This window comes from Peptostreptococcus canis, from assembly GCF_014229965.1.
GTDB lineage: Bacteria > Bacillota > Clostridia > Peptostreptococcales > Peptostreptococcaceae > Peptostreptococcus > Peptostreptococcus canis.
Map to the genome: position 1 here is coordinate 23984 of NZ_JABGBW010000011.1, position 13237 is coordinate 37220.

Consider the following 13237-nt stretch of genomic DNA (forward strand, 5'->3'; position numbering starts at 1 on the left):
GAAATTTAAAATTAAAATCGTAATAGTATCATAATTATAAAACAAATAAATATTTATATACAATTTTTAAATGATCATATTAAAATTCCAATTGTCCCTCGGAACCTATTTTTTCAGAAGTTTCTTCTCTAAAATCTAGACCGTAATATTCCCTTACTTTAGATTCTATCTCTCTAGCTATATCTTCATTTTCTTCAAGGAACTTTTTTGAATTTTCTCTACCCTGTCCCATTTTTTCATCTTTATAACTATACCATGCCCCCGACTTCTTTATCACATCAATTCCAACAGCAGTATCAAGTAAATCTCCATACTTGGATATTCCAGTACCGTACATTATATCAAATTCAACTTGCTTGAATGGTGGAGCGACCTTGTTTTTAACTACTTTAACCTTTGTTCTGCTTCCCAACATCTTATCACCCTGTTTAATAGTTTCCCCTTTTCTGACTTCTATTCTCATAGATGAAAAGAACTTAAGAGCTCTACCACCGGTAGTAGTCTCAGGGCTTCCAAACATTACTCCTACCTTTTCTCTAAGCTGATTAATAAATATAACAACACAATTTGATTTTTTTATAGAACCAGTCAATTTTCTAAGCGCTTGTGACATCAATCTGGCTTGTAAACCGACATGAGAATCTCCCATATCTCCTTCGATTTCAGCTTTTGGAACTAGAGCCGCAACTGAATCTACAACAAGTATATCAATAGCACCTGATCTAATTAGCGATTCTGCTATATCAAGAGCTTGTTCTCCCGTATCAGGCTGTGATATAATTAAGTTATCAATATCAACACCAAGAGCTCTTGCATATACTGGATCGAGAGCGTGTTCTGCATCTATAAAAGCAGCTATTCCATCGTCTTTTTGTGCTTCAGCTATACAATGCAAAGCGACAGTAGTTTTACCAGAAGACTCCGGTCCATAAATTTCAACTATTCTTCCTCTTGGAAGCCCTCCTATTCCCAATGCTATATCTAAACCTATAGAACCGGTTGATATTGCATCAATTTCTAAAGTAGATGTTTCTCCCAACTTCATTACCGAGCCTTTTCCATATTCTTTCTCGATTTTTCCAAGTGCCTCATTTAAGGCTGCCATTTTATTTTGATCTATTGTCATTTTATTCTCCTTTAACAAACATATGTTCTTTAAAAACATTATAATATTTTTTATACAAACAGTCAAGAACAAACGTTCTTATTTTATCTAAAACCTCTTTATTATTTATAGACAATTTTTTAAAAATATAAACTTTTTATCTTTAATCAGAAAAAAGTTATTGATTATCACAAGTGTTTGACAACTTATTAAATATATTATCTATCTTCAAAAAGTTCTTTATTATAGCTAAAATATTCATAACCTGAATAGATAGTAAGAGCCGCGGCTAAATAAATCAACACTTTACCTATAGTAAGCACTATATTGTCGTTTAAATGTGCTCCTAATAACAATAAAATAATTGAAACCATTTGAACAATCGTCTTTAATTTTCCACTTGTTCCTGCCGCAATTACCTTTCCGTCAGCCGCTGCAATGGCTCTCATTATGCTCACAGACAACTCTCTCGAAATAATAATCAACACTATCCATCCCGGTACCAGACTTGTTTCTATCATACAAATTAGTGCGGCTATAACTAATAATTTATCTGCCAACGGATCCATAAATTTACCAAAATCAGTTATTAGATTGTATTTTCTTGCTATATTTCCATCTAAAGCATCTGTAATGGCCGCAATTATAAATATAATTAGTGAAATAAGATATTTGCTAGAAATTGGTAAATACATAAAAATTACCAGTACAGGTATTAAAATAATCCTAAATAAAGTTAGTTTATTAGGTAAATTCATATTGATTCCTCCCAACTTTTAATTATACTGATTTAATAAATCTTTAGGTATAGCTCTTAAATCATACTCATAGGCATTTTCTATGATAACGTCTATAAAATCACCGATTTTAATATTATTCGTCGTTTCTAAATAAACTATACTATCTATTTCATCAGCATCACATTCAGTTCTTCCTATATATAGAGTATCATCTATTTTATCTTCAATCAATACTTTGTATTCTTTTCCAATTTTTTCTTGATTTAATGACTCAGAGATATTTTGCTGAACCATCATTATTCTATCAAGTCTATTTTTCTTTACAGATTCATCTAAATGATTTGGCAGTTTATCCGCCGGAGTATCTTCTTCTCTTGAATATGCAAAAGCACCCAATCTATCAAATTTTATATCCCTTACGAAATCTAAAAGAGATTCAAATTCCTCGTCAGTCTCACCAGGAAATCCAACAATAAATGTCGTTCTAATTGTTGCATCCGGTATCTTGTTTCTTATCATATCGATCTTTGACTTTAATTCTTTTCTGGTTGTCTTTCTATTCATCAATTTCAATACTCTGTCATTTGCATGTTGTATCGGCATGTCGAAATAGTTACATATATTACTATGTTTTGCAATAACATCGACAATTTCCTCCGTTATACTTTCAGGATATGAATACATCACTCTGATCCATTCAAAATCCATTTTCGATAATTCCTCTAACAATTCCGGTAACATCTGTTTACCATATAGATCCACTCCATATACAGTTGTATCCTGTGCAATTACAACAAGCTCTTTTACTCCTCTATCGGAAAGTCGTTTTGCCTCTTCAACAAGACTTTCCAGCTTTCTGCTTCTGTATTTGCCTCTTAACTTTGGTATTATACAATAAGTACAGTTATTATCACACCCCTCACCTATTTTTAAATAAGCCAAATATGGTGGTGTAGATATATATCTCGGTAACTCCTCATTAAAAGTAAAGTTTATATCTCCTAACTCAATTATCTCATCCCTATCCATCAGAGAATCTACTACATCCGTTATTTTTTCATAGCTTCCTGTGCCTATAATACCATCTATTTCCGGTATTTCTTTTAAAAGTTCCTCCGAATATCTCTGTGCAAGGCATCCGGAAACCAATAAATACTTAAATTTACCTTCATTTTTTAAATCGGCATATTGAACTATTGAATCAACAGATTCTTGTTTAGCTGATTCGATAAAACCACAAGTATTGACAATTACTATATCAGCATTGATATAATCGCCAACTAATTGATGTCCTTTTCTATTTAAAAGACCTAACATAATTTCCGCATCAACCAAATTTTTTGAACACCCTAACGATTCTAGTGCTATTTTCAAAATATATTCCTCCAAAACATTTTTTAATATACATCTTCACATAATAAGGGACTGATCCTTAAATCAAAGTTCTCTTATTTTCAAAAATATAATTTATCAATCAATATCTCTTTTTGAAAATTCTAAAACGTAATTTTGAATCGTCCCTTAACATTATTAATTAATTTTCTTTTTTCAATTCATCAAATTCCTCTTTGGAAATCATTACTTTTCTAGGTTTACTTCCTTCACTAGGACCTACTATACCTCTTTCTTCCATATCATCTACAAGTCTTGCAGCTCTGTTGAAACCAATTTTAAATTTTCTCTGCAGCATAGATGCCGAAGCTTGACCACTATTTATGACAAACTCTATTACATCTGATAAAAGTTCATCAGCATCATCATCCTTAGCAGTATTCACATTGGAAATAGACTCCTCTATATCATTAGCATAACTCAATTCTCCAACTTCACTTTTCACATGTTCTATCACTTTTTCAGATTCTTCTTCGGATATAAAGGCACCTTGTAATCTTACCGGTTTATTTGCACCAAGTGGATAAAACAGCATATCGCCCTTACCTAGCAATTTTTCTGCTCCGCCCATATCTATTATAGTTCTAGAGTCTGTCTGTGATGAAACTGCAAATGATATTCTAGATGGAATATTTGCTTTTATTACTCCTGTTATGACATCTACAGAAGGTCTTTGTGTCGCTACAATTAAATGCATTCCAGCCGCCCTTGCCATCTGGGCTAATCTACATATATAGTCTTCCACTTCATTGGAGCTTACCATCATAAGATCTGCTAACTCATCAATTATAATCACTATTCTTGAAAGTGGATTATCTGTTTTTTCATTATAACTGTTTATATCCTTAACCTGAGATTCAGCAAAAAGATTATATCTTCTATTCATCTCGGTCACGGCCCAACATAAAGCATTTGCGGCTTTTTTAGCATCTGTTACAACTGGAACCAATAAATGAGGAATTCCATTATAATTTGCTAATTCCACAACTTTTGGATCTATTAACACTAACTTTACTTCATCTGGTTTCGCCTTATATATTATACTTGTAATAAGTGTATTAACGCATACGGACTTCCCTGATCCTGTAGACCCGGCAATAAGTAGATGAGGCATTTTTGCAATATCACCAATTATAATTTTACCAGATACATCTTTTCCAAGTCCCATTGCTAAAGGTGATTTAAAATCATTAAATTCCTTGCTTTCTATTATTTCCCTAATACTTACCATTTGGGACTCATCATTTGGAACTTCTATTCCAATTGCACTTTTCCCCGGAATAGGCGCTTCCATTCTAATACTTTTAGCTGCTAGACTAAGCGCAATATCATCAGTAAGATTTACTATTTTACTTACTTTAACACCGGGTTTTGGTTGTATCTCATATCTTGTAATAGAAGGACCTACCGTTACCTGATTTATACTTGCATCTACTCCAAAATCTCTCAAGGTTTGCTCCAGCTGTTTCGCATTTTCCAATACCTTTTGCTTAGATCTTTTATCATTTTTATTGACAACTTTATTAAGAAGGGATGTTGGAGGTTTTTTATAATTTGCATATTTTATATGCTCATTTTCTTCCTCAAAATTTTCTATGGAAGACACACCGCTTGATAAATTATTTCTAACACCCATATCATTATTTGGCGTGTCTATATTTTTCTTACTTGATTTATCTTCAGAATCATCATATTTAGATACCAAACCATCAACTATAGGTTCTTCATTTTGTAATTTTTGTAAAACCTCTAAGTCAGATAAACTTTGCGTACCTTCAAGTATTTCTAAATAGTCATCCTCAGCCTTATTGAAGCCTACAATTTTTATGGTTTTATCTCCATCACCCAAATAATCTTCCTCATTTTCAAAATCTTTTTTACCTAAAATACCTTTTATTTTATCAAAAAATCCTGTTTTATTTATAATGGTCTCATCTGAAATATCATCTTTATTTTTTCTACCTGATTTTAACGATTTTATTTTTGATAATATGCTCCCGTTTTCAGATTTAGATATAAAGTCTATTATATCTTTCATTTTTATGTTAAATACATATAATATTGTCATTATAGTAGCAAATATAGTTAATAACCAGGCTCCAACTAATCCCAACAGATGAGTTAAATAATAAGTTATAATAGAAGGCACCAATCCAATTCCTTCTCTGGTAACTCCCATTTTTATAATATCTTGTAAAACCCCACTTTTAAAAGGGCTTTCCGATGGTGAACGACCATAATTGATCAATCCATAGTATATTATTAAAAATATTATCCCAAAATAGAACACTTTAGTTTTTCTTATTCTATCAATTTTCTCATTTCCATCAATAAATCCCAGTACGCCCATCAATATCATGACGATAGGTACTAATATAGACAATCCTCCAAATGTACCTTTAAGTATCATTTGAATTATTTTGGGGACAATAGCTCCCGAACTGGATACTAAACCATATATAAAAAATAGCCCAAGAAATATCAAAATCAGATTATGATATTCTCTATTAAATCTCATCCCCTTTTTATCTTTTTTTCTATTTCCTTTTTTACCATTTTTTGATTTGGAGTTTGGTTTTCTACTTGGCGGTCTTCCATTTGTTCTATTAGGCATATAATCACACTCCTAACATTATTTCTTCGGCATTTTTGCCTGTAATTCCCAATGACATTGAACCTCTAAAAATTCTATCTATAATGCCTTCCATATATTTCATATCTATATCATCTACTACGCTAATTACTTCATCAATTTCCTTTATTCTTGAATCATCCACTTCATATTCTCCGATATATAACATTCTATCCTCAGTATCTTCTATATTCATAATCACGGAGCCTTTATATTGTTCCTTTGCAAATGTCAATTCTTCATTAGTAATATAATTCTCTCTTAGATCTTTTATTTCATCCATTATAAGATTATAGACTTCTAGTAAATTTTCGCTTGCCATACTGGAATATATTCCAAATTCAGCTTCACCAACATAAAAATTATCAGCTGAATATATGTTATAAGTCAATCCTCTCTCCTCTCTTATTTTTTGAAATAATCTAGAGCTTGGAGAATTTCCTAAAATATTTCCCAGCAACTTTACAGCAATAAAATCTTTATAAACGCTATCATCTGGACACTGAAATATTATAGCAATATTGGATTGCTCATCTTCTCTATTTTTTATAAATTTTACTTTTTTAAACTCGTGACTTTCTCTAACATTGCTATAATCTCTATAGCTCCAGTCAGAAAAATTCCGACTTATTTTTTCTAAAAGATCTTCATATACAAAATTTCCACTAACTACAATCACAGAATTATTTGGAATGTAATTTTTATCAAAAAATTCTTTTATCGATTCTCTATCAAAAAGACTTATGCTTTCTATACTTCCTAATACATTTCTTCCAATACCTTTATTGTCGTATACTTTCTTAAGCAACTCTTCATATACATAATCTTCAGGAGAGTCTTCATACATTTTTATTTCTTCCGAAATAACAACTTTTTCTTTCTCTATATCATTTACATCAAATACTGAATTTTTAATAATATCGCCAAGCACTTCAATCCCTCTATCAATATGATTAGATGGCATTTTAACATGATAACACGTATGATCGTGAGTCGTAAAAGCATTTATATTTCCACCATAATAATCTATATCATTTGATATTTTTTTCGAAGTTCTATTAGTAGTTCCTTTAAATAGCATATGTTCAATAAAATGAGCCATTCCAGAATTTTTATCATTTTCCATTCTGGAACCTACATTTATCCATACACCTAACGAAACAGATCTAACATATGGTATTTCTTCAAACACCAATCTTAGACCATTATCTAATTTATAATACTTTATATTCCTCACCCCTAACTCTATATTTAATAATTCTTATTTTTCAATATTATTAAATATGCATATCAAATTATTATAACATATTTTACTATTTTTTGCTTAATTTTATCTAATATTATCTTTCATAACTGTCTTTATCTATAAAAAATATCAAAATAAAATAGGATTAATATATAAGTTTTTAAAGATAACACATATTCAAAATGTATTCTACTTTTAAAAATTTTCAACTTATATATCAATCCATTTTATAATATCAATTTTCAGATATAAATATATAAAAATAATTATTCTCTGATTTTTTTACTAAATTATGCATTTTTATTATTTTAAGACCTGAAAATTTCTCAACGTTGTTACATAGTCAAGAAAACTACCATTTTTAGTTGTTAATAAATTAGGAGATGTTATATCTGATCTAAAGTGATTTTTTTTCACACCGTTTTCAAACACATATCCATAATGATGCATTATCATCGGTTTAGAATTTTCATTAACTCCTATATACATAAATACATGTCCAGGTAAATATAATAAACTTCCAGCCGAATTAGACATCATTAAGTTTTCTCTTTTAGTTCTTCCGTTAATGCCTTTAAACGATACCTTTTTACCTATATCTTCTATCTCCTGCGAACTTGAGTCTCTCGGTATAATTATACCAAAAGTTTTGAAAGTATCCCTCACAAATCCTGAACAATCTCTAGTTAAATTACTATGTCCCCATCCATATTTCTCACCTTTAAATTTCAAAGCTTGTTTAATTATATTTGCTTGGCTAAATTCCAAATACCCTTCCGTAGCTTTAGTTTTTGGTATTAAAATATATCTTGTTTTATAATAATTTCCATGAATCGGCATTTCAACAGTATAATAATTTGAATCTGATTTAACTAGCGGTAATTTTGTACCCATATCTATAATGTCACCTTCACTGGTCTTATATTGTCTATCGGTAAATACTACAAATTTTTTATTTCTATTTTCCAGCATCTGTGATTTTGACATCTTCATGATATTTTTTGTAGGTATCCATCCGTAATAGTCAACCGAATACACAAATGCCCATGACTTATCTGCATTATATTTTCTTATCACCACTTCTTCCCAAGGAAACAATCCTGTTAAAGCTGTATAATCATCAAATGTATCTGGATCTTTATCATTATATGGTTGTTTTTTCATTATTGCTCTTCTGGATATTACACCATATTCGCCATCAATATTTTCTACTTTATATAAATAATTTGATTTAGATATATTTTTCTTATTTATTTTTTCTATCTCACTCGAATTTAATATAACTTTTCTATCATAATTATTATATTTATCCCAGTATTCAAATTTGCTTGTATTAGTAACTTTATCATTATTTAAATCATCTGGCTTTTTAATTTTCATAATATCATCAGGAACCCAGTTTTTTCCTCCAACTATATCGTAATTATAATATGTACTTTTTACAAAATCCCTAATACTTGAAGGAAGCCCATATTTTTTGGAAAAAATAATATTTCTATCGTTTTGATATGCAAGAGGCCCTAGTGACAAAGCATCCACTAAATTTTCGCCACTGACTATGTATGCAGATTTTGATGTTTTTAATTTAGCTATTTCTACTGAAGTAACATATCTGTTTTTACCAAATATTCTATTTGTTGCTGATACACTATTATAAAAACTTTGGCTTATGGATTTATTACCACCAAAAACTATTTTTTCTTGTAAATTTAATGAATTTATGAAATCAATACTATTTTCATTTTCTTCTACCAGAATAATAGGAATGTCTTCTCCACAATATTGTGCAGCGCATATTATATCCGATTCATTTGAGGCTATTGCCAATTTCTCTATATTCTTCATTGAAATCACTTCTTGAACTACTTTTTCTGATGTTCTATATCTATTATAACCACTTATTCTTTTTACATTAATTCCAAGATTCTCCAATTTTTTCTCAATACTTTTTTCTATGCTATTCATTCCACCTAGTATGTATATTATATCTGGTTTTACTCTGTTTATTTCATCTTCTACAACTCTTGGAATTTTATCCTTTTTTACCAACAATATCCTACCGTTAGTAGTACTTGCAAGAGTATTTCCCGATAGTGCATCAATATAGTTATCTCCATTTACTAATACTATGCTGGCCTTGTCTGTATTAATCTTCTTTGATATCTCTACAGATGTAATATATCTATCTTTCCCCTCAATTCTCATTACATCGTTTGCTTTTATAGAATTCATAGATACCATTAAAAATAATAGTAAAAATAATATCACAAAAAAAATTCTTCCTATTTTATTTTTATTTAAATATAAATATTTTTCTTTATAATTATACATAATCATTTTCACCTCCATATTAATACATTTTACCATAAAAAATAATCGATGAAATATATATTCCATCGATTTATAATTTTTTTATAGTCATTTTACATACTTTTTTATAATAGTTATTTTATATCAATATTGCCTTAACTTTATAATCCTTTTAAATATGTTTTATTATCAAAACTAAAGTACTCTTTATTTTTTAATGGCTTTAATAGATAAATTAATTCTATCCTTATCATCTATTTCTGTAACCATTACATCAACTACATCTCCAATAGATAGCACATCTTCAATTTTATTGATTCTAGCATCTGATATTTGAGAAATATGAAGCAATCCCTGTTTTCCCGGTAATATTTCTACAAAAGCACCGAATTTTTCAATTCTAATCACTTTACCACTATATATTTTCCCTGGTTCAGCCTCTGCAACAATTTCTTCAATTATATTCATTGCTTTGGCTATCATATCCGCTTCAACTCCAACTATATAGACTTCACCAGTCTGTTCTATATCTACCTTTACACCTGTTTCATCAATAATTTTATTAATCATTTTTCCACCAGGTCCAATAACATCTCTAATCTTATCAGGATCAATCATCATCTTTTCTATTTTTGGTGCGTATGGTGATAGTTCTGGTCTAGGTTCGGTAATTACCTTTTTCATTTCATTTAATATATGAATTCTACCTTCTTTAGCTTGTTTTAATGCCTGTCTAAGTATATTTTCGTCTATCCCCGCAATTTTAATGTCCATCTGTATAGCTGTTATACCATGTTCAGTACCTGCAACCTTAAAATCCATATCTCCTAAGTGATCTTCCATACCTTGTATATCAGAAAGTACAGCCACTTTATCATGATGTTTAATAAGTCCCATAGCTATACCAGCTACCATATCTTTAATAGGTACACCGGCATCTAAAAGTGAAAGAGTTGATGCACAAACCGATGCCTGAGATGTAGAACCATTTGAACTTAATACTTCAGAAACCAATCTTATGGCATAAGGAAATTCTTCTTGAGAAGGTATGACCGGAACCAAAGCTCTTTCAGCCAAAGCACCATGACCTATCTCTCTCCTTCCAGGGCCTCTTGAAGGTCTAGTTTCTCCAACAGAATATGAAGGGAAATTATAATGATGCATATATCTCTTGTTATCTTCTTCATCAAGTCCATCTAATTTTTGAACTTCACCAAGAGCTCCAAGAGTAGTAATATTCATTACTTGCGTCTGTCCCCTTGTAAATATAGCAGATCCATGTGTTCTAGGTATCATACCTGTTTCACACCATATAGGTCTTATTTCACTCAAAGCCCTATTATCTGGTCTCACATTTTCATCTACAATTAAACTTCTAACTTCATCTTTTATAATTGCATGAAGTATATCTTCAATATCACCGACTACTTCTTCAAAATCTTCTAATTCTGACTCAAAATATGCAAGAGTCTCTTCACTTACAGCATCCATTTTTTCTGTTCTTTCCATTTTTTCAACAGTCTTAACTGCTTCGCGCATCTTTTCTCTTGCAAAACTATCGACTTTAGTAGTAAGGTCTTCACTTGGAAGATGAAGTTCTGGCTGTTCTTTTTCATGACCAACTTCAGTCACTATTTCTTCTATAAACTCAACTATTTTCTTTATTTCTTCATGAGCAAACAATATAGCTTCAAGTACTTTTTCATCTTCAACTTCATTGGCTCCTGCTTCAACCATCATAATAGCATCTTTTGTACCTGATACTACTAGATGAAGGGAGCTATTTTCTCTTTCTTCCTGGTTGGGATTTACCACAAATTCTCCATCTACTAATCCTACTAATACTGAACCGGTAGGTCCATTAAAAGGGATGTCTGATATAGATAAAGCAATTGAAGAACCTATCATTGCAACAATATCCGGAGTACAATCCTGATCAACTGAAAGAGCAGTTGCTACAACCTGAACATCATTCCTAAACCCGTCCGGAAAAAGTGGTCTTATAGGTCTGTCTATTAACCTTGAAGTTAGTACAGCCTTTTCTGAAGGCTTACCTTCTCTTTTTAAGAAACCACCTGGTATTTTACCTACAGAATATAATTTTTCTTCAAAATCAACACTTAAAGGGAAAAAATCAATCCCATCTCTTGGTTGTGCTGATTTTGTAACATTTACCATTAGCATCGTATCACCATATCTTATGATACAATTTCCATTTGTCATTTCACAAATTTTTCCTATTTCAACAGATAGCTTTCTACCAGCAATTTCTGTTTCAAAAATTCTATGCTCGAACATAGTTTCCTCCTAAATACTATTATTACTTTGAAAAACTGACTGCTATTATGTCTGGACCAGTATGAGAACAAATACAAACTCCACCTTTAGTTGTCATTATTTTTTTTACTTTTCCTTCCAATTTAGCTTCAACTTCTCTTTTTAATTTTTCAAAATCTTCTAAATTGCAGCCATGACCGATTGTAAGAGTCACCTCATTTAGTTCAGTACCAAATCTTTCAATAACTAAGTCAACCAGTTTTGCTACAAGTTTTTTTACACCTCTTACCTTTGTCTCCAAACCAATTTCACCTTTTTCCATATAGAAAATTGGCTTTATATTCAACATATTTCCGATAACGGCAGTTGTCATAGGCACTCTTCCACTTTTTTTCAAAAAGTCAAATGATGCAGGGGCAAATAATATTTTTGCACTATCCTTTATTTCTTCTAGTTTTTTAATTATATTTTCTAAATCCATGCCTTCTTCAATCATATCACAGGCTCTTATTACAAACTGTCCCGCTCCAAGAGATAGTTGCTCTGTATCAAACACATTAATATCACCGTCTACATCGTTTTTTGCCAATAATGCACTTTGATAAGTACCTGACTTTGAAGATGCTCCATTAATACAAATTATCTTTTTTCCATCAGCAATGTATTTTTCAAAAATTTCTTTAAACTGCATATATGTAGCCTGAGATGTTTTGGGAACTTCACCAGTTTCTAACACAGATTTATAAAAAGTTTCTTTGTCTATATCCACTCCGTCTTTATACTCATTACCACCCATTATCAGAGTAAGCGGTACTATCTCTAAATACTCTTTTTTTTGTATTTCATCGGGAATATCACATAAGGTATCACAAATTAATTTTATGTCCACTATTATCCCTCCTAGCAATAATATATTTTCTCAATATTATCATTTTACCACAATTTTAATTATAAAAATAGATTTATAATTAAATTAAATGAAAAATAACAGAAAAAACAGGCATGAGCAGTCATACCTGTAATAAACAATTTAAAATTATTTTCTAAGACCTAATCTAGCTATTAAAGCTCTATATCCTTCAAGATCATTCTTCTTTAAATACCCTAATAAGTTTCTTCTTCTACCAACCATCTTTAAAAGCCCTCTTCTTGAGTGATGGTCTTTCTTATGAACCTTTAAATGCTCATTTAAGTCATTGATTCTAGCTGTTAATAAAGCTATCTGTACTTCTGGAGAACCAGTATCTCCTTCTTTTCTTCCAAAATCTTTGATTATTTGTTCTTTGTTTATCATATCTTTCCTCCTATAATTTTTATAATCGCCTACAGCTAAGCTTAGAATGGAGATTTCAAAAGCTGAGCCTAGGTTAAAACCTTAATTATTATAACATATTAAATACTATTAGACAAGTGTCTTACATAGTTTTTTCTAACATATATGAATCATATATGATATTGTCCTAAGTAATCGCAAATGAAATTGTCTTAAATATGATTATGATATAAACTATCTCATGGGAGGTAGTTTATGAGAA

Annotated in this window: 9 protein-coding genes; all 9 read right to left on the reverse strand. The window is 30.5% G+C overall.

Going from position 1 to position 13237, the window contains the following annotated elements:
* Positions 1–79: 79 nt before the first annotated feature.
* Positions 80–1126, reverse strand: coding sequence for a recombinase RecA (recA, locus tag HLB29_RS08585; protein ID WP_185624755.1), 1047 nt, complete (start codon positions 1124–1126; stop codon positions 80–82).
* Positions 1127–1323: 197 nt separating this feature from the next.
* Complete coding sequence (pgsA, locus tag HLB29_RS08590; RefSeq protein WP_185624756.1) at positions 1324–1863, reverse strand: CDP-diacylglycerol--glycerol-3-phosphate 3-phosphatidyltransferase; 540 nt, start codon at positions 1861–1863, stop codon at positions 1324–1326.
* An 18-nt stretch (positions 1864–1881) separates the two neighbouring features.
* The gene (rimO, locus tag HLB29_RS08595; protein ID WP_185624765.1) at positions 1882–3222 is read right to left on the reverse strand and encodes a 30S ribosomal protein S12 methylthiotransferase RimO; all 1341 of its coding nucleotides are present in this window, start codon (positions 3220–3222) and stop codon (positions 1882–1884) included.
* 157 nt (positions 3223–3379) lie between these two features.
* Positions 3380–5851, reverse strand: coding sequence for a DNA translocase FtsK (locus HLB29_RS08600; RefSeq protein WP_185624757.1), 2472 nt, complete (start codon positions 5849–5851; stop codon positions 3380–3382).
* 4 nt (positions 5852–5855) lie between these two features.
* Entirely contained in the window at positions 5856–7106 is a 1251-nt protein-coding gene (locus HLB29_RS08605) for a M16 family metallopeptidase (protein ID WP_330604462.1), read from the reverse strand.
* Positions 7107–7418: 312 nt separating this feature from the next.
* Positions 7419–9452, reverse strand: coding sequence for a cell wall-binding repeat-containing protein (locus tag HLB29_RS08610; protein ID WP_185624758.1), 2034 nt, complete (start codon positions 9450–9452; stop codon positions 7419–7421).
* Between the two features lie 180 nt (positions 9453–9632).
* Complete coding sequence (gene pnp / locus HLB29_RS08615; RefSeq protein WP_185624759.1) at positions 9633–11723, reverse strand: polyribonucleotide nucleotidyltransferase; 2091 nt, start codon at positions 11721–11723, stop codon at positions 9633–9635.
* Positions 11724–11745: 22 nt separating this feature from the next.
* Positions 11746–12591 carry a DegV family protein gene (locus tag HLB29_RS08620; protein ID WP_185624760.1) on the reverse strand — a complete coding sequence of 282 codons (846 nt, stop codon included), beginning with the start codon at positions 12589–12591 and terminating at the stop codon, positions 11746–11748.
* 147 nt (positions 12592–12738) lie between these two features.
* Entirely contained in the window at positions 12739–12996 is a 258-nt protein-coding gene (gene rpsO, locus HLB29_RS08625) for a 30S ribosomal protein S15 (RefSeq protein ID WP_185624761.1), read from the reverse strand.
* Positions 12997–13237 lie beyond the last annotated feature (241 nt).